The following is a 19,072-nucleotide window of genomic DNA, read 5'->3' as shown; positions in this document are numbered from 1 at the left end:
AGGCCTTTTCTTGGAAGCTTCTATCGCGTTCAACAAATTATCGGCTTTTTTATCGCCGAAAGCGTTTAAAGCCATTAAATCAAACAAAGTAAGATTGTAAATATCCGAAAGTTTTTTAATCGCTCCGAATCTTACAAGCTGATCCACCGCAATTTCGCCCAAGCCGTCTATATCCATAGCCTCGCGGGAAGCGTAATGCTGAACCCTGGCTTTAATTTGGGCCGGGCAGTTGGGGTTTATACAGCGCAGGGCGACTTCATCTTCTTCCCTGATAAGAACGCCAGAGCAAACCGGGCAAATTTTAGGTTCTAAAACGGCTTTGGCGTTTAACGGGCTTTTTACAACCCTTACGACTTTGGGGATTACTTCCCCGGCCCTTTCCACGATAACGCTGTCGCCTGTTTTAACACCCAAACGGGCGATCTCGTCAAAATTATGCAAAGTTGCGGATGATATTACAACCCCGGCGCATTTGACGGGTTCAAGTTCCGCCACGGGCGTAACAACGCCGGTCCGCCCCACGGAAAAATTTATATTTTTTATAACCGTTTCGCACTGCTGGGCCGGATATTTGAAAGCTTCCGCCCAGCGCGGACTTTTTGCCGTAACACCCAATTTTCTTTGAAGTTCAAAAGAGTTTACTTTTATTACCAGCCCGTCGGCGTCATAAGGAAGAGTATGCAGTTCTTTGGAAAAATCCTCATAAAACTTTATAACTTCCTCTATATCGGTAAAAACTTTTCTGACGGGGGAAACCGGCAGGCCGCATTCCCGGCATTTGTTTATAAAATCGGTAAAACTTTCCGCGCCGATATCGCCCCAGCCGTAGCTGTGCGCGTAAAAACTTAAAGGCCGCAAAGCCGTTACGGCGGGATCTTTCTGCCTTATTGAACCGGCGGCGGCGTTGCGCGCGTTGGCAAAAGGGACAAGGCCCTCTTCCTGCTGGCGTTCGTTTAATTTTATTAAATCTTCTTTGCCGATAAAAACTTCCCCGCGTATTTCCAAAAGGCCGCTTATGGGGCGGGCAAGTTTTTGCGGTATGCATTTTACGGTTTTTATGTTGGCGGTAACGTCTTCCCCGGTTTTTCCGTCGCCTCTGGTGGCGGCGGTTATCAAAACTCCGTCCTGATAAGTAAGGGAGCAGGAAACCCCGTCTATCTTCGTTTCCACAACCATTTCAAAATTGCGGCAGCCTAATGCCGATGCCGTTTTATCGTACCATTCTCTTATTTCCCCGGCGTTATAGGTGTTATCCAAGGACATCATCGGCGCAAGATGTTTATAAGGCGCAAAAGCGGAAGCCGCCCTTCCGCCTATTTTGCGTGTGGGGCTGTCGGCCGTGATAAATTGGGGGTTTTGTTCTTCAAGCTCTTTTAAGCGCGCGTAAAGTTTGTCATACTCATAATCCGGTATTTCCGGCGAATCCAAATCGTAATAGCGGCTGTTATGGTAAGCGATAAGTTTTTTTAAGCGGTCGATTTCCTGCTTAATTTCCATGTTTGCGCTCTGTTTTTATTTGGTCAAGAAGACCGTTGATAAACTTGCCGGAATTTTCCGTGGAGTATTTTTTAGCCAATTCTATGGCTTCGTCGATAATGGCCGGGATAGGGGCATTGTCTTTGCTAAAAGCGATTTCGTAAGTGGACATACGCAGTATAGAGCGGTCCACCGCGGACATTCTGTCCACGGCCCAATTTTTGGCTCTTGAAGACAAAATTTTGTCTATTTCGGGCAAATTGGCTATTGCGCCCAAAGCCAAATTTTTGCAAAAAGCGAAGGTGTCTTCATCCAAATTGTCATAAAAACCGTTTACAAACATCGTGCTGTCGTCTTTTGAAAACTTCCCCGTATCATAATAGTAAAGCGTTTGCAAGGCATACTCTCTGGCAAGGCGTCTTTTGCTCATAATTCATCCCGAAATCATTAAATTTTACGTCTATTATATAGATTTTATCAAATAAAAAAGCTTAAAGCACCGGCTTGTTAAAGTAACTTTAAAATTTTTTTGTCTTTAAATCAATATTCGTTTGGATACTGTTCAAAAAAAGCAAAAATACTATACTTTTATTATGGAAGAATTATTCGCCAAACAAAATCATTTTTCTTCTTTCAACACCATCCTCTGGTGGCGCTGAGCGCCGCTTATTTTTTAATTTAACGCCTATATTCCGTATTTTTCTTACGCCGCATCCGTAACGCGGCCTTACTTACATTTTAAAAACAGAGGATATTATGAACAACAATTTAAACAAACAAAATTTAAACGAAGAGGGGTTCTTCGGGACGTACGGCGGTTCTTTTATACCGGCGGAACTTAAAAAAGAAACCGATAAAATCGCCGCGGTTTATAAAGAACTTAAAAACAGCGAAGAGTTTATCAAAGAACTTTCTTATATACGCAAACACTATCAGGGCCGCCCCACGCCGGTAACATTGGCAAAAGGGCTTAACAAAATAACCGGCGGCGCAAAGATTTACCTTAAACGAGAGGATTTAAACCACACCGGCGCGCATAAATTAAATCATTGTATGGGCGAGGCTCTGCTGGCAAAAAAGCTTGGCAAAAAGAAGCTCCTTGCCGAAACGGGCGCGGGCCAGCACGGCGTAGCGTTGGCCACCGCGGCGGCATATTTCGGCCTTGAATGCGAAATTCACATGGGCGAAACGGATATAAAAAAAGAACGCCCGAACGTAATAAGAATGAAGCTTCTCGGCGCAAAAATAGTGCCGGTAACTTTCGGCCAAAAATCTTTAAAAGAGGCGGTGGACAGCGCGTTTCAGGCTTATATGCGGGATTTGGATAATACTCTTTACTGCATAGGTTCAGTTGTAGGGCCGCATCCTTTTCCAAGTATGGTAAGGGATTTTCAAAGCATAATAGGCGCGGAAGCCAAAGAACAAATGTTTGAACTTACCGGCCGCCTGCCCGACGCCGTCGCAGCCTGCGTCGGAGGCGGGAGCAACGCAATAGGCATATTTTCGGCTTTTTTAAACGATAAGACGGTAAAACTTTACGGCGTTGAACCTTTGGGAAAGGGTTGCGCTTTAGGACAGCATGCGGCCACCGCCTGTTACGGCAAAGACGGCGTTTTACACGGATTTAAATCCCTTGTTTTACAAAATGACGACGGTTCCCCCGCGAAGGTATATTCCATAGCCAGCGGCTTGGACTCCCCCGCCATAGGCCCGGAACACGCATATTTAAAAGCTTCCGGCCGGGTAAAATATGACGCCGTAACCGACGAAGAAGCTTTAAAAGCTTTTTATGCTCTTTGCAAAAGCGACGGAATTATCCCCGCGCTTGAAAGCGCGCACGCCGTGGCTTACGCCTTAAAACTGGCAAAAATTATGCCGGAAGATAAAAATATTTTGGTAAATTTATCAGGGCGCGGCGATAAAGACATAGACTTTATAACCGAGCATTACGGAACGGAAATATAAATCAGCAGGACAAAAATTCAACAAATAAAAAGCCCCGGTTTTTGCCGGGGCTTTCACTTAACCAGCTAGGTTAAATTTATTTTTCTTCCGTTTCCGTCTTTTCCTCTTCTTCTTTTACTACGGGCGCAACGCGGGAGATTTTGTCGTTTTCTTCCAATCTGACAAGCCTTACTCCCTGAGCGTTTCTTCCGACGGAGCGGATTTCCTCGCAGCGGATTCTTATGGCCATACCCTTTTCGGTTATTACCATAAGGTCTTTGCTTTCGTCGACGAGCTTGATACCCGCGACGCAGCCGTTTCTCTGCGTGGTTTTAATCGTGATTACGCCGCTTCCGCCCCTGTTCTGCGTTCTGTACTCGCTGAATGCGGTGCGTTTGCCGTAACCGTTTTCGCATACGGAAAGGACGTCGGGCTGTTCGCCTTCTCTTTCGGCCTGTTCCATGCCTATAACATTATCGCCCTGAGCAAGTTTTATACCTCTTACACCTTTGGCGGTTCTGCCCATGGCGCGGACTTGGTTCTCGTCAAATCTTATGGATTTGCCGTTCTTGGTGGCGATTATAATATCGCTCTTGCCGTGGGTTTCCTGCACGGAAACGAGAACGTCGCTTTCCTCAAGCCCTATGGCTATAATGCCGGTTCTTCTGATATTTGCAAATTCGCAAAGTTCAACTCTCTTAATGGTGCCCATTCTTGTGCACATCGTAAGATAAGTTTCGCCGGAATTTTTAGGATCAAAATCCCTGAAAGCTATGGCCGAGGTAACTTTTTCCTGCCCTGTAATTTGCAGCAGGTTTACTATAGCCTTGCCTTTGGAATGGCGGTTGCCTTCGGGTATCTCGAAAGCTTTAAGAGCAAATACTCTGCCCCTGTTGGTAAACATAAGTATCGTTGAATGGCTGGACGTTACGAAAAGATGTTCGATAAAATCTTCTTCTTTCGTTTTTCCGCCAATTATACCCTTGCCGCCCCTGTTCTGGGATTTATAAGTGTCAAGCGGGATTCTTTTTGCGTAACCGTCGTTTGAAAGCGTTATGACGACTTCCTGCTCTTCAATTAAATCCTCAATTGAGAAATCGGAAATTTCATTGGATATTTCCGTTCTTCTGGGGTCGGCGTAGTTCTTTTTCATGGAGCTGAGTTCGTCCACGATAATATCAAGTACGCGCTGAGGCGATCCCAAAATATCCTGCAATTCTTTGATTAAAGCCATTAAATCTTTCTGTTCCTGCTCAATGGCTATTGAAGAAAGCTGAGTGAGCTGGTGGAGCCTCATATCCAAAATGGCTTGGGTTTGGGCTTCGCTCAAGTTAAAACGCTTCATCAAATTAAGTTTAGCTTCGGCCGCGTCTTTGGAATTTCTGATTATGCTTACGACTTCGTCCATATTGGCTATGGCGACCAGTAAACCTTCCAAAACGTGTTCGCGTTTTAAAGCTTTGTTCAAATCAAAGCGGGTGCGGTTTGTGATAACTTCCTGGCGGTGTTTTACATACTGGCGCATGGCTTCTTTAATGCCCAAAATACGCGGTTTGCCGTCTACGATGGCAAGCATATTTACGCTGAAAGAAGTCTGCAGCTGAGTATGTTTATAAAGCTGATTTAACACCACTTGGCCGTTTGCGTCGCGTTTAAGTTCTATTACAAGGCGCATACCTCTGCGGTCGGATTCGTCGCGGATATCGGAAATTTCCATAATTTTTTTATCTTTGACAAGCCCGGCTATGGTTTCAATCAAATTGGTTTTGTTTACCTGATAGGGCAATTCCGTAACTATGATTGATTCCCTGCCGCCTTTCATCTCTTCTATTTCGGCCTTGGCCTGTATTTTTAAGGAGCCTTTACCGGTTTCAAAGTAATCAAACACTCCTTTGGTGCCGCGCAAAATACCGCCGGTCGGGAAATCCGGCCCTTTTACGATTTGCATCATTTCTTTTGTGGTGATTGCCGGATTCTTGATCAAAGCTATAATGCCTTCGCAAATTTCGCCGAGGTTATGCGTAGGGATATTTGTTGCCATACCTACGGCGATACCGTTGGAACCGTTTACCAAAAGCTGCGGCATTTTACCAGGCAGTACCGAAGGTTCCTGCAAAGAACCGTCATAGTTCGGAACGAATTTTACGGTGTCTTTATCAATATCTTCAAGAAGTTCGTCGGCTATAGCCTGAAGGCGGACTTCGGTGTACCTCATAGCGGCCGCGCTGTCGCCGTCGACCGAACCGAAGTTTCCCTGCCCGTTTACGAGCATTTTCCTCATGGAGAAATCCTGCGCCATACGCACAAGCGCGTCATAAACGGCGGTGTCGCCGTGCGGGTGATATTTACCGAGCACGTCGCCGACCACACGGGCGGATTTCTTAAAAGGTTTATTGTATTTAAGGCCCATTTCCTGCATGGCGTAAAGTATGCGGCGGTGTACCGGTTTAAGGCCGTCCCTTACGTCGGGCAGAGCGCGACTGACGATTACGCTCATGGCGTAATCAATGAAAGATTTTTTCATTTCTTCGCCGACGTCGCGCTGTTTTATATTGCCGAACAAATCAACGTTTTTAACTTCCTGCTGCTGCGGATTAGGCTGATTATTGTTAAGATTGTCTGTCATTTAAAAACTCCTTAAATATCCAAATTGCTTACTTCAAGCGCGTGGCTTTCGATAAAAGCCCTTCTGGGTTCAACTTTATCGCCCATAAGCATGGTAAATATTTTTTCGGTGTCGGCGCTGTCTTCGATGGCTACGCGCAGTAATTTGCGTTTGGCCGGGTCCATGGTGGTTTCCCAAAGCTGTTCGGGGTTCATTTCACCGAGACCTTTGTATCTCTGTATAGTAGCGCCCTGAGCGCCGGCGTCTTTCACGGTTTTCAAAAATTCCTGCAGGCTGAAAACCAGTACGCTCTTTTTACCGTCGTTTACGGTAAATATCGGGTTAACGCGTTTCTTTTCATCCGTAATATTAGGATACTGATCCAGCGTAAAACCGTAATCGGAAAGTTTCTTTTCTATCGCCAGCAATTTGGTAAGCTCCGTCAAGCCTTGGTGGTCAAGTTCCAGAAGTTCATCGGTAATTTCTTCTTCCGGGGTTCCGTCGGCCAAGAGCATTTCGCGTTTTTCTTCTTTATACTGCTGTTCGAAATCCCTAAATTCGGAATCGCTGTAAAAATATCTATAACCGCCAGATTCCAAAGGAGTGCGGAACAAAGGCATTTGGCCGGATTTTTTAAATTCGTCGTAATCTTTAAGCTTCAAAGCTTTAATTTCAAGCTTTGTTACAACTTCTTCCGTTTCTTTTAAAAGTTTCAAGAATTTTTCCAATTCTTCAACGCTTAAAACGGAACCGTCCGCTTTTGAAGCCGTAATGGAATTTAAAGCCTCTTTAAACAGCCAAGCCTGCATTTGTTCTTCCGTCTGCATATATTCTTCGGTTTTGCCTTTTTTAACTTTATACAAAGGCGGCTGAGCTATATAAATATGACCGTTGTCTATAAGCGGTTTAAGCTGCCTGTAAAAGAAAGTCAAAAGCAAAGTGGTGATATGCTGGCCGTCGACGTCGGCATCAGCCATGAGAACTATTTTATGATATCTTAATTTGGAAATATCAAAACCGCCCTCGCCTTCGCCTACGCCCGTACCCACCGCGGAAATTAAAGTGCGGATTTCTTCGTTGGAAAGTATTTTTACCAACTGGGCTTTTTCCACGTTTAAAATTTTACCTCTGAGCGGCAAAATAGCCTGGAAAACTCTGTCCCTGCCTTGTTTGGCCGAACCGCCGGCCGAATCGCCTTCCACGATGAATAATTCGCAGTTTGCGGCGTTCTTTTCCTGGCAGTCGGCAAGTTTGCCCGGCAAACCGCCCGATTCCAAAGCACCCTTTCTGCGGGTTAAATCTTTTGCTTTTCTGGCGGCTTCGCGCGCTACGGCCGCGCCGATACATTTTTCGCAAATGGCTTTGGCGGTTTTGGGATTTTCTTCAAAGAAAGTCGCCAAAGCTTCGCTGACCATTGAGCGGACTATACCTTCAATCTCTGAGTTGCCGAGTTTTGTTTTAGTCTGACCTTCAAATTGAGGATGAGGTATTTTTACCGATAAAACGGCCGTAAGACCTTCCCTTAAATCGTCGCCCGTAATGCTGAGATCTTTATTCTTCAACATATTATTGCTTTTTATATACTCGTTGACGATTCTTGTTAAAGAAGATCTGAAACCGCTTAAATGCGTACCGCCTTCAATAGTGTTAATATTGTTTACGAAGGAATAAACGTTTTCCGAATAGCCGTCATTATACTGTACGGCGAAGGAAATATAATTATTGTCTATTTCTTTTGTAAGGTAAATCGGTTCGGGATTGATTACTTTTTTATTACTGTTTAAATACTTTACAAACTGGGATATACCGCCCTCGTATAAAAACACTTGCGATTTATTTTCGACTCTTTCGTCTGTAAGAGTAATTCTCACCCCGGCGTTTAAGAAAGCCAATTCTCTAAGACGGTTGGCTATAGTATCGTAGGAAAATATATTATCGCCGAAAATTTCTCTGTCTGCTTTAAAAGTAACTTTCGTACCATGTTCTTTGGTTTGTCCGATAACTTCCACTTTACCCTGCGGCTTTCCACGTTTGTAAGTTTGAAAGTTTATATTACCGTCCCTTTTTACTTCAACTTCCATCCATTCGGAAAGAGCGTTTACGCACGATACGCCCACGCCGTGTAAACCGCCGGAAACTTTATAAGCTCCGCTGTCAAATTTACCGCCGGCGTGCAATACCGTCATTACAACTTCCAAGGCGCTTTTGCCTCTGAGTTTAGGGTCTTTTACGTTTTTCATCGGGTCCACGGGGATACCGCGGCCGTCGTCTTGAATACTGCAAACGTTATCTTCTTTGATAACTACATTTATATGGGTGGCGTTTCCAGCCAAAATTTCGTCTACGGAGTTGTCTACAACTTCATAAATCAGGTGATGAAGACCGGGCGCGCCCGTAGAGCCTATATACATTGCCGGGCGTTTTCTTACCGCTTCAAGGCCTTCCAAAACCTGTATTTTGGAAGAGTCGTAATTCTGCTGCATTTCTGCTTCTGATATAGTCATGTGTTACTCCTTTATATAACTAAAATCCGTTTTATCCAAGGTTTTTCAAAATTCTTGTTTAATTCTTTTATTATTTCTTTTTCTTTAAGTTTAAGTTCGTGTCTGGCCGTCATTACGTTTACTTTGGCGTAAACGGTGCCGTCTTTAACCGCGTCAAGAACCCAATATTTGGCTTTTGAACCCAAAACATTATTCCAAACCGTTTCCAATAAAATAAGCCTGTTCAGCGTACCTCCGAACTTGGAAAAGGAATTTTTAAGTTCCTTGGGCTCATGCCATATTATTTCTTTCTTGCCGAAATTATCCATTAAGCTCTTACCGGCATGATGACGTATTTATATTGTTCTTTGCCTTCGGGCTCCACCAAAACGGGCTGTGAAGCGTTGGCGAAAGAAAATATAATATTTTCGCTTCCGGCTATTTTAAGCACGTCTATCAAATACTGAGGGTTAAAAGAAGTGCTGAAATCTTCGGAAGTGTAATCGACTTTAAGTTCGTCGGAAAAATCCATTTTGGAAGAACTGGCCGATATTCCCAAAAGATTTTGGCTCAAAGCGTATTTTACCGTTCCGCCCAAATCGCCGGCGCAAAGCGCGGCGCGCTTGGTGGATGATAATAAATCTTTGGTGCCTACTTTAAAAACTATATTTTTTTTGGTGGGCACAACCTGTTCGTAATTGGGGAAGTTTCCTTCTATCAATCTTGATATAAAAGTCGTTTCTTTCATATTAAAGCTGATTTGGTTGGAAGAAACTGTAACGTCTATAAAATCTTCGTCTGAAGGTTTGTTTATTCCCAAAAGTTTCAATACTTCGTTTAATATTTTACTGGGAACTATAATTTTAAAATCTTTGGAATTTTGCAAAGCCGGAGCGGTGGCGAGAGCCAAACGGCGGCCGTCGGTGGCGACGACTTCGAACTTTTCGGGCGTATTTACCCACAAAAGACCGTTAAGAACATATCTGGTTTCCTGCGTGGAAGAAGAAAATATGGTATTTTCTATCATTTCTTTAATTTCTTTGGCTTTTACGCTGAAAGTTTCGTTCTTTTCTATTTCGGGAACTATCGGATATTCGCTTTTAGGAGTACCTATAACCCAAAATTTGGATTTTCCGCTTGTTATATGCAGTTTATTGTTTTCATCGGTTTCCAAATTGATTTCTTTATTGGAAGGAAGGTTTTTAAGAATATCCGAAAATTCTTTAAGAGGCACGGTAATGGAACCGTTTTCCAAAACTTCGGCTTTCATATTGTGTATTGTGGCCATTTCCATATCGGTTCTGGTAAGTTTGATATTGCCGTCTTCGGCTTCCATAAGAAAGTTATAAAGAATAGGTAAAGTCGTTCTGCCCGAAAGCCCGGACTGAATGATTTGGATTCCTTCAAGAAAATTCTCTTTAGTAATATTTATTTTCATATTATTATCCTTATTATTATATCCTGTTAATTGTGTTGATAATGTTGACAGCCCTATACAATCTTTTGGGATAAATTGTTAATTTATGTCAAATTTTATCAACATTATGAACAGTTATTATCAAAAAACGTTTTTGTTAATTGTTATCCACAGCTTTTACCTTAGTTATCAAGTCATTGATAATCGGGGCGAAAAGCAAATTATTGTCTATTTCTTCTTTAACTTTTTCCTTGGCGTGTATTACGGTTGAATGATCTCTGTTAAATTCCCGGCCTATTTCCGGCAGGGAAAGCAAAGTCAGCTCCGTAGCCAAATACATGGAAACCTGTCTGGGCCACGCTATGGAATTGTTTTTCTTTTTAGAGTTTAAATCCTCTATACTTACTTTAAAATACTTGCATACAACCTTTTTTATTTGGTTTATGCTTATGGAGTATTTTTCTTTTTCAAGAGTCAAAATATCCGCCAAAACTTCTTTTGCTATTGAAATTGTGGCGTTTACGCCGTGTATATTGCAATAAGTCGTAAGGCGGAACAGACAGCCTTCCAATTCCCTTATGCTGCCTTGTACGCCTTCTGCTATAAAGGCCAAAACGTCGTCCGTTATATCAAAATTGTTTGAATCTCTCTTTTGTCTTAAAATGGCGATTCTCGTTTCAAGATCGGGCCTTTTTATTTCCGCCACTATGCCCGAAAGCAGCCTGGAAGAAAGCCTTTCGCTAAGTCCAAGCTGGTTAGGGGTTCTGTCGGAAGTCAGCACTATTTGTTTTCTGTTGTCAAAAAGGCTGTTGAAAGTGTAGAAAAATTCTTCTTCGCAGCGTTCTTTTCCTACTACGAATTGTATGTCGTCTATAAGCAAACAGTCTAAAGAACGATACTTTTTCCTGAAAGAATCCTGTGTGGATTTTTGTAAAGATTCTATATATTCCGAAACAAAACCTTCGCCTGACATATACAGCACCTTCGCGAAAGGATTTTCTTTTAAAAGCTGGTTTCCTATTGCATGCAAAAGGTGCGTTTTTCCAAGCCCCGGCGAGCTGAAAATAACGAAAGGATTATTTGTTCTTTCGCCCATTTTCTTTACAACCGCTTCGGAAGCTTTATAAGCGAATCTGTTTGAAGGGCCTTCTATAAAACCTTCAAAAGTAAAATAAGAATTTAATTTGTTTATAAAGGGGTTTTTTTGCTGATATACGGAATTTTCCGGCAGGGAAACATAATCCTGCTCCGGTATTTCCTCTTTTGAAGGAATATTATATTCTATTGAAAAGGTAGTATTTAAAATTTCCGTTAAAGCCTGAATAATGGAACTTTCATATCTGTCTTTTATGGTTTTAAGCCAAACTTCGCTTGGCAGTTCTATTTTTAAAATACCTCCTTTAAAAGAGGTGATTTTCATGGGTTTTATCCACATTTCGCAGATATCTTTGCCAAGGTTATTTTCAAGTTTTTTGAAAAAATCGGCCCAAATTTCGTTTATATTAAGATTTTCCACTGTAAATACCAAACACCCTACAAAGTATTAAAAATTCAAATATAAGTAAATATTAGCAGTTTTCTTTAAAACTAGTCAATAAATTGGATAAATATATGATATAAATATTTATATATGGCGGGTACTTGTAAAACGCGGTTTGCCGGTCTATACTTGATATTGGCTAATTTTATACAATTTTGTTTATGGAGGAACTTTAAAATTATGAAATTGAAAGGATCTAAAACAGAGAAAAATATTCTCACCGCTTTTGCCGGTGAATCTCAGGCTAGGAACAGATATACTTTTTTTGCGAGCAAAGCCAAAAAAGACGGTTATGTTCAAATAAGCAAGATTTTTGAAGAAACAGCCGCTCAGGAAAAGGAACACGCCGAAAGGCTGTTTAAATTTCTTGAAGGCGGAGAAGTTGAAATTACGGCTTCTTTCCCCGCCGGCGTAATATCCAGCACGGAAGATAATCTTCTTGAAGCCGCCAACGGCGAAGATTACGAATGGAAGGAAATGTATCCTTCTTTTGCAAAAACCGCAAGAGAAGAAGGTTTTGAAGAAATCGCCGTGGTAATGGAAAATATAGCCGTTGCCGAAAAACAGCATTCCGCAAGATATAAAGGTTTAAGGGATAATATAATTGACGGAACCGTATTTAAAAAATCCGTCCCCGTTATATGGAGATGTTTAAACTGCGGATATTTGCATGAAGGCCTTGAAGCGCCGGAAAAATGTCCGGCCTGCGCGCATTCCAAGGCTTACTTTGAACTTCTTTGCGAGAATTGGTAAAGATTTATGTCCAGAGAAATTATTCTTAACGGGAATAAATTCTCTTTATCCGGTGCGGAGTTAAATGCGGGCTTAAAAGCCCCGGATTTTACTTTGGCTGCGAATGATTTAAGCGATGTGTCCCTTAAAGATTTTAAGGGACGCATCGTTGTTTTGTCGGCGGTGCCTTCATTGGATACTCCCACTTGTTCTATTGAAACGGCGCATTTTAACAAAGAAGCCGGCAAACTTGGCGATAAAGTAAAAATATTGACTGTCAGCAAAGATTTGCCTTTTGCGCAGGCGCGCTGGTGCGCGGCCTAGAGCGTAAAGAATTTGCAAACGCTTTCGGATTATAAGAATACTTCCTTTTCACAGGATTACGGCCTGTTGATAAACGGGCTTTATCTTCTTACCAGGGCGGTTTTTGTAATTGACGGAGAAGGCGTAATAAGATATGTTCAATTTGTAAAAGAGGTGTCTGAAGAGCCTGATTATAAGGCCGTTTTGGACGCCGTAAATGAGCTTATATAGGGGGTTATATGGAATTAAACGATGTTTATAAATGTTCCGTTTGCGGGAATATAGTTGAAGTTGTTCACGTCGGCGGAGGAGAACTTGTTTGCTGCGGCAAACCCATGGTAAAACAAAATGAAGCCAGCACGGACGGAGCCACGGAAAAGCATGTGCCGGTTATAGAATATTTGGAAGACGGAATTTTGGTAAAAGTCGGTTCCGCGCCTCATCCGATGCTTCCCGAGCATTATATTGAATTTATAGAAGTTCTTACCGATGACGGTAAAATAGGCCGCAAATATTTAAAGCCCGGCGATAAACCCGAAGCCAAATTCAGCTGCAACTGCCGCGTTGTTAAGGCAAGGGAATATTGCAATATACACGGTTTATGGGCTTCCGAGAAAAAATAAAATAAGGTTAAGGTAATAATATTTATGCATGCTATAAAAGTTACAGACAAAATATATTGGGTCGGAGCGATTGATTGGAACGTAAGGGATTTTCACGGTTATTCAACCAATAAAGGCACGACTTACAACGCTTTTTTGATTTTGGATAAAAAAATTGCTCTTATCGATACGGTAAAGAAAGAATTTTATCCCGAAATGCTTTCCAGAATAAAAAGCGTAATAGACCCTCAAAAAATAGACTTGATAATATCAAACCACGCCGAGCTTGACCACAGCGGTTCTTTAAAGGCCGCCATAGCCGATATTAAGCCGGAACACGTATACGCTTCCACTTTGGGCGCTGCCAATTTAAAAGCTCATCTTGGGGAAGATCTTCCGGTTGAAATAATACCGAACGGCGGAAGTTTGGATTTGGGGGAAGATTCTTTAACTTTTATAGAATCAAGAATGCTTCATTGGCCCGACAGCATGATTTGCCTTTTAAAGAAAGCTAATATACTGTTCTGCAATGATATTTTTGGTATGCATTACGCTTCAAGCTATCGTTTTGACGATGAAGTTGCTGAACGTGATTGGCTTTACGAAGCAAAAAAATATTACGCCAATATTATTCTGCCTTATTCAAAAATAGTTACCGCTTTCTTGGGCCAGGTTACTAAATTGGGGATAAAACCTTCCGTAATCTGCCCGGATCACGGCCCTATTTGGCGTAAGGACCCGGAAAGAATAGTAAATCTTTATGCCGAGTTCGCCGCTCAGAAAAACAGAAATAAAGTCATAGTGATTTATGATACTATGTGGGGCAGTACGGAAAAAATGGCCTGCGCCGTTACCGACGGCCTTATCAGCGCCGGCGTTGAAGTAAAACAAATGTCTTTGCACGCTGCGCACAGAAGCGACGCCGCAACGGAACTTTTGGACGCCGCCGGTTTGATACTCGGCACGCCTGTTTTAAATCAGGAAATATATCCTTCTTTGGGCGATTTGATAACTTATTTCAAAGGGCTTAAGAAGCAAAACCTGATAGGCGCGGCTTTCGGTTCTTACGGGTGGAGCGACGGCGCCATAACCGGGCTTGAAACGATTATGAAGGAAAAATTAGGGGTGGAAATTGCAGCCCCTTGCGTAAAAAGCCGTTTCGTTCCTACGGAAGAAAAACTTAAAGAATGTTTTGAACTCGGGCGCGCTGTAGGCCTTAAAATATTGGAGAAAAATAAATAATGCTTGATAATAAAGCTTTGGCGGATTTATCTTACGGTCTTTTTATAGTAAGCGGTGTTAAGGACGGCAAATTTAACGGATTGATAGCCAATTCCGTTTTTCAGGTAACGGCCGAACCTCCTCAGCTTGCTATAGCTTTAAACAATAATTCCCTTACTTGCGAATATATAAAAGCTTCCGGCAAATTTTGCGTTCAGCCTTTGATGCAAAGCGTGCAGATGCCTTTTATAGGAATATTCGGTTTTAGAAGCGGAAGAACTTTTGATAAATTTTCCAAAGTAAAACATAAAGTAAACGATTGCGGTCTGCCCGTAGTTACGGAAAACGTTTTGGCGGTTATATCCGTTAACGTTAAACAATCCATAAACTTGGGTACGCATACAATGTTTATCGGGCCTATAACTGGTGCCGAAGTTTTATGCGAAGACTGCAAACCTTTAACTTATGATTATTATCAAACGGTTCTTAAAGGGAAAACCCCTAAAGGAGCCACTACTTTTAAAGATTCTTAAGGAGGAGTAAAATGAAATACGTATGCAATGTCTGCGGATATGTTTATGACGAAGAATTGGGCGATCCGGATAACGGAATAGCCGCCGGAACCAAATGGGCCGACGTGGCGGAAAGCTGGGTTTGCCCCGTTTGCGGAGTAGGCAAGGATCAATTTTCCGCTCAGTAATTTAAAGCCTCCGACAACGGAGGCTTTTTAATTTTGCGGAATAATTTTAAATTAATTTTAAGCCGTAAAAAAAGGACCGGGATAAATTCTCGGTCCTTTCGTTTTATGATTGTTTTTTTATTTCAATCCGATATTTTTTAGGAAAGGTTCGTTGGAAACTTTTCTGCCTAAAAAGTTTTTTACCAAGTCTTCTTCTTCGTAACTACCGCCGGGGGCTAAAATTTCTTTACGGAATTTTTTGCCTATTTCCGGATTAAACAAACCGTGTTTTTGAAATTCCGAAAAGAAGTCCAAAGCAATTACTTCCGCCCATAAATAACCGTAATACCCGGCGTCATATCCGCCCATCAAGTGGTCGAAACTGGCTTGCGGATAAGTATCTTTGGTCATAGGCACCATTCTGATTTTGTCGGAATATTTTTTCCACAATTTTGTGCTGTCTACGGGTTTTTCCGCGGTGTGGTATATCATATCTATTTGAGCAAGAAAATTCTGCCTTATGTAGAAATTGCCCGCGCCGTGATTTTTTGCCGCAATCATCTTTTTGATTGTTTCGTCGTCAAGAGGCCGGCCGGTTTTGTAATGTTTGGAAATCTTTTTTATTACCGAAGGATCCCAAGCCCAGTTTTCAAGTATTTGGGAAGGAACTTCCACAAAATCACGGCTTACCGACGTGCCTGAAATTGAAGAGTATTTCGCTTCGGTAAGAACATTGTGCAAAACATGGCCGAACTCATGGAACAAAGTTTCAACTTCGTCGTGTTTTAAGAGGGAAGGAGTATCTTTGCTCGGCGGATTTAAATTTGCGACTATGGCCGTAAAAGGCTGCTGATAAGTGCCGTCTTCTTTAAGTTCTCCGTCGATAAGATCAAAACAGGCCGCGTGTTTGTATTTGCCGTCCCTGGGATACAAATCCATATAAATATAGCCTATGGTTTTGCCGGTTTCTTCGTCGGAAACTTTATAACTTTTGACGTCTTTGTGCCAAGTGGGTATATCAACGATTTCAAATTTTACGCCGAATAAATTGCCGAAAATTTCAAACATATTAGCTATTACTATATCCGTCTGGAAATATTCTTTTATTTTTTCGGAATCTATTTCGTAATAAAGTTTTTTATGAAGATTGTTCCAATATCCCGTTTCCCAAGCGTTGAAATGATTTGATTTTACGCCTGTTTTTTCTTCTTTAAGTTTAAGAACTTCCTTTTCTTCCGCTTTGGCCATTTTCTTTAATTTCTTTTCCAAATCTTTTAAGAATTTTTCCACGTTTTCGGGAGTTTTGGCCATACGGGTGTCAAGGCGGTTTTCGGCGTGGTTTTTATATCCCAAAAGCTTGGCCGTTTTATATCTTAAATTTAAAGTGTCTTCAAACAATTTTATATTGTCTGCTCCGCCGCGGCGGGAATATTTAAACTCCAAAGCTTTTCTGGCTTCTTCGTTTTTTGCGTTTAACATAAAAGGCACGTAATCGGGATAATCAAGCGTGATAACGTATTTACCTTCCGGGGTACGCGCAAGCTTGTTTATATAGTCTTCGCCCATGCCGTCAAGCTGTTCTTTTGTAACTTCCAAAGAGTCTTTATACTCGCGGATATTTTTTGAAAACTCTATGGAATTTTTTGCTTTTTGTTTGTTTAATTCTTTAAAAACTTCCAAGTCTTCGTCGTTAAGCGTTAAACCGCTTTTCTTAAAGCCTATCATGGTGTCTTTAAGCATTTTGGCTTCGATCGGGCCGAGCTTCGGGTTGGTGTCGGCGTAATCTTTAAAAGCTTGATAAATATCGCGCCTGGTTGCGACTTCTATTAAATAATTGCTGACTTCCTGCTCTAAAGCCAAGGCCGCGTTTCTTAAGTTTTCATCTTCGGAAACATAAGCCAAAAAACCGGCCTGACCGAGAGATTCGGAATAAGCGTCAAAAGCTTTGTCATAAGCCAAATAAGTGTTTTCGAAGGTTCTTTTTTCTTTCGGTATTGCTATTATGGCCTGCAAATCTTTTTCCAGCTGTACTCTGGCGGCCTTTTCCCGCGGGGCCAAATCCTCCGCTTTATAATTAAAGTGCAAAACGCCGTCTTTGTTGAACATATTATAAGGCATGCTGTCCTCCGCCGCTGATAAGTTTATCGTCAGGAAAATCAATGGTATAAGAAATAATGTTAATTTCATAATAATCTTTTACACAATGCTCCATATTTTTTTGTTATAATTTATTCTATAAAATAATGCCCCTGTTTTCAGGGTAATATCACTTAACAGAGAGAATAAAAAATGTACGAACCATTTGTTGCAAAGGAGATATTCCTTACCAAAGGTGTAGGCAGACACAAAGAAAAGCTCGCAAGCTTTGAAGAAGCTTTGAGAGACGCAAAAATAGCAAAATTTAATTTGGTGCCGGTATCCAGCATTTTCCCGCCGAAATGCAAAGTCGTTTCGGTAAGCAAAGGTCTTGAACATTTGCACGCCGGGCAGATACTTCACTGCGTAATCAGCAGAAATACCAGCAATGAAAACAGGCGCTTGATTTCCGCTTCCGTAGGCTTGGCCATACCGAAGGATAAAAATACGCACGGTTATATTTCCGAGCATCACAGCTTCGGCGAAGCGGACCAAAAAGCCGGCGACTATGCCGAAGACTTGGCGGCCATGATGCTTTCCACCACTTTGGGTATTGAATTTGATAATAACACCACGTGGAACCAGAAAGAAGAAATCTGGAAAATGAGCGGCAAAATCGTAAAGAGCACCAACGTAACCCAGTCGGCCATTTGCGTCGACGGCGTATGGACCACGGTTGTCGCGGCTGCGGTGTTTGTAAGGTAATTATGCATCCCGAACACGCAAAGCATTTTTTGGCGGTTGAAGAAGGACAGCCTTCTCTAGAAGACAGCCGCTTTGCAATTATTTCAGTACCTTATGAACGTACGGTTTCTTATGGCGGCGGGACGAAGTTCGGCCCTGCCGCCATTATTGAGGCTTCCCCCCAAATTGAATTTTGGGATGAAGAACTCGGTATAGAAACTTATAAAGAGGGTATACATACTCTTCCCCCGATAAATTGTAAAGGCAGTGAAAAAGCCGTATTCGACCGCATAGAAAAATATGTGGAAGATTATATGGCGAATCATAAAGCTTTTCCGTTTTATCTCGGCGGGGAACATTCAATTTCACAGGCCTTGATAGCGCCTTATATCAGGAAATACGGCAAAAAGCTTTCGGTATTGCATTTTGACGCTCACGCCGATTTGAGGGAATCCTATTTCGGCGACGAACGCTCCCACGCTTGCGCTTTGTATCCTGCTTCCAAAGAGGTTAAAGTGGTGCAGGTGGGTATACGTTCCGTCGGCAGCGAAGAAAAGCAAAACGTAAACAGCGGCAACGTTACGACGTATTTCATGCATGAAAATCTTGATATTAAAAAACTTACGAATAAAGTTTTAAAAAGCCTTACCGATTTGGTTTATATCACGATAGACGTCGATGGATTTGATCCTTCGGTCGTTCAGGGTACGGGTACGCCGCAGCCGGGAGGTTTTACCTGGTATGACGCGATGTATTTGTTCAAAGCGGTTTGTATGGACAAAAAGATAGCCGCGATAGACGTTGTGGAAACCGCCCCGATAAAAGGCAGTCATATATCGGAGTTTAATGTTTCCAAAATGGTTTATCGTCTTATGGGTTATTTGACGGTAAGCAAGAAAAATAAGTAAATTTAAAAATTAAGAAAGTTGTTTTCTTAATGTTTTTAATTAAGAGAGGGGATGAAAATCTCCTCTTTTTTTATTCTCAAAATAAACCCGGTATTTAAAAATTATAATTTTACCCGTATGTCTTTGCTGTAATCGCGGGTTTTATTTTGGGAATTTTTGCGAAGGGAAAGTTGCGTTTGCCTAATAAGACGGAACTTAGCTTTATAAATAACGCCGATTTGCGCTTTAAATTAATTTTATTTTCCTTATTTATGCTCCGCCCGCATACTGCCGATAAATCGGTAAGGCGGTTATGATGTTTTTAAATCGTTTATAATTTTTATAAAGATTTTTGCATTTGAT

The 19,072-nt window shown here is 41.8% G+C and carries 16 protein-coding genes and 1 pseudogene; 9 read left to right on the top strand and 8 right to left on the bottom strand.

Annotated elements, in window-relative coordinates; genetic code table 11:
• Positions 1-1,497: NAD-dependent DNA ligase LigA (ligA, locus tag ACQY26_RS05945; RefSeq protein WP_428048229.1), on the bottom strand; the 1,497-nt coding region annotated here is incomplete at its 3' end.
• Positions 1,487-1,906 carry a transcription antitermination factor NusB gene (gene nusB, locus ACQY26_RS05940; RefSeq protein ID WP_428048228.1) on the bottom strand — a complete coding sequence of 140 codons (420 nt, stop codon included), beginning with the start codon at positions 1,904-1,906 and terminating at the stop codon, positions 1,487-1,489. The genes ligA and nusB, both read right to left, overlap by 11 nt.
• A 326-nt stretch (positions 1,907-2,232) precedes the next feature.
• Here nusB and trpB point away from each other — a divergent pair, with 326 nt between their 5' ends.
• The gene (gene trpB, locus ACQY26_RS05935; RefSeq protein WP_428048227.1) at positions 2,233-3,441 is read left to right on the top strand and encodes a tryptophan synthase subunit beta; all 1,209 of its coding nucleotides are present in this window, start codon (positions 2,233-2,235) and stop codon (positions 3,439-3,441) included.
• 76 nt (positions 3,442-3,517) lie between these two features.
• On the opposite strand, the gene gyrA is transcribed toward trpB, so the two are convergent.
• The 5 genes from gyrA to dnaA form a co-directional block, all read right to left on the bottom strand.
• A complete protein-coding gene (gene gyrA, locus ACQY26_RS05930) occupies positions 3,518-6,046 on the bottom strand; it encodes a DNA gyrase subunit A (protein WP_428048226.1) in 2,529 nt (842 codons plus the stop codon).
• An 11-nt stretch (positions 6,047-6,057) separates the two neighbouring features.
• Complete coding sequence (gene gyrB / locus ACQY26_RS05925) at positions 6,058-8,529, bottom strand: DNA topoisomerase (ATP-hydrolyzing) subunit B (protein ID WP_428048225.1); 2,472 nt, start codon at positions 8,527-8,529, stop codon at positions 6,058-6,060.
• Between the two features lie 11 nt (positions 8,530-8,540).
• Complete coding sequence (locus tag ACQY26_RS05920; RefSeq protein ID WP_428048224.1) at positions 8,541-8,837, bottom strand: DciA family protein; 297 nt, start codon at positions 8,835-8,837, stop codon at positions 8,541-8,543.
• A complete protein-coding gene (gene dnaN, locus ACQY26_RS05915) occupies positions 8,837-9,946 on the bottom strand; it encodes a DNA polymerase III subunit beta (RefSeq protein WP_428048223.1) in 1,110 nt (369 codons plus the stop codon). The genes ACQY26_RS05920 and dnaN overlap by 1 nt, the downstream gene beginning before the upstream one ends.
• Before the next feature lie 136 nt (positions 9,947-10,082).
• Positions 10,083-11,441: a chromosomal replication initiator protein DnaA gene (gene dnaA, locus ACQY26_RS05910; protein WP_428048222.1), complete on the bottom strand. Its 1,359-nt coding sequence runs from the start codon at positions 11,439-11,441 to the stop codon at positions 10,083-10,085.
• 201 nt (positions 11,442-11,642) lie between these two features.
• On the opposite strand from dnaA, the gene rbr reads away from it, so the two are divergent.
• The 6 genes and pseudogenes from rbr (at position 11,643) to ACQY26_RS05880 (ending at position 15,023) form a co-directional block, all read left to right on the top strand.
• The gene (gene rbr, locus ACQY26_RS05905) at positions 11,643-12,218 is read left to right on the top strand and encodes a rubrerythrin (RefSeq protein WP_428048230.1); all 576 of its coding nucleotides are present in this window, start codon (positions 11,643-11,645) and stop codon (positions 12,216-12,218) included.
• 6 nt (positions 12,219-12,224) lie between these two features.
• Positions 12,225-12,731: pseudogene (tpx, locus tag ACQY26_RS05900) on the top strand (thiol peroxidase).
• An 8-nt stretch (positions 12,732-12,739) separates the two neighbouring features.
• Complete coding sequence (locus ACQY26_RS05895) at positions 12,740-13,123, top strand: desulfoferrodoxin (RefSeq protein WP_428048221.1); 384 nt, start codon at positions 12,740-12,742, stop codon at positions 13,121-13,123.
• 24 nt (positions 13,124-13,147) lie between these two features.
• On the top strand, positions 13,148-14,344 hold the full coding sequence (locus tag ACQY26_RS05890) for an FprA family A-type flavoprotein (protein WP_428048220.1): 1,197 nt from the start codon (positions 13,148-13,150) through the stop codon (positions 14,342-14,344).
• The gene (locus ACQY26_RS05885) at positions 14,344-14,856 is read left to right on the top strand and encodes a flavin reductase family protein (RefSeq protein WP_428048219.1); all 513 of its coding nucleotides are present in this window, start codon (positions 14,344-14,346) and stop codon (positions 14,854-14,856) included. Before ACQY26_RS05890 ends, ACQY26_RS05885 begins: the two co-directional genes overlap by 1 nt.
• An 11-nt stretch (positions 14,857-14,867) precedes the next feature.
• Positions 14,868-15,023 (top strand): rubredoxin, encoded by a 156-nt coding sequence (locus tag ACQY26_RS05880; RefSeq protein WP_428048218.1) that lies wholly within the window; start codon positions 14,868-14,870, stop codon positions 15,021-15,023.
• Between the two features lie 117 nt (positions 15,024-15,140).
• Here the strand turns inward: ACQY26_RS05880 and ACQY26_RS05875 are convergent, their stop codons facing one another.
• Positions 15,141-17,189: a M3 family metallopeptidase gene (locus ACQY26_RS05875; RefSeq protein ID WP_428048217.1), complete on the bottom strand. Its 2,049-nt coding sequence runs from the start codon at positions 17,187-17,189 to the stop codon at positions 15,141-15,143.
• A 102-nt stretch (positions 17,190-17,291) separates the two neighbouring features.
• On the opposite strand from ACQY26_RS05875, the gene ACQY26_RS05870 reads away from it, so the two are divergent.
• Positions 17,292-17,843 carry a pyruvoyl-dependent arginine decarboxylase gene (locus ACQY26_RS05870; protein ID WP_428048216.1) on the top strand — a complete coding sequence of 184 codons (552 nt, stop codon included), beginning with the start codon at positions 17,292-17,294 and terminating at the stop codon, positions 17,841-17,843.
• A gap of 2 nt (positions 17,844-17,845) precedes the next feature.
• Entirely contained in the window at positions 17,846-18,730 is an 885-nt protein-coding gene (speB, locus tag ACQY26_RS05865; RefSeq protein WP_428048215.1) for an agmatinase, read from the top strand.
• Positions 18,731-19,072 lie beyond the last annotated feature (342 nt).

This window comes from Candidatus Proelusimicrobium excrementi (genome assembly GCF_937881865.1).
Taxonomy (GTDB): Bacteria; Elusimicrobiota; Elusimicrobia; order Elusimicrobiales; family Elusimicrobiaceae; genus Proelusimicrobium; species Proelusimicrobium excrementi.
Note: the sequence above shows the minus strand (reverse complement) of the source record. Positions and strands in the feature narration are given on the sequence as shown.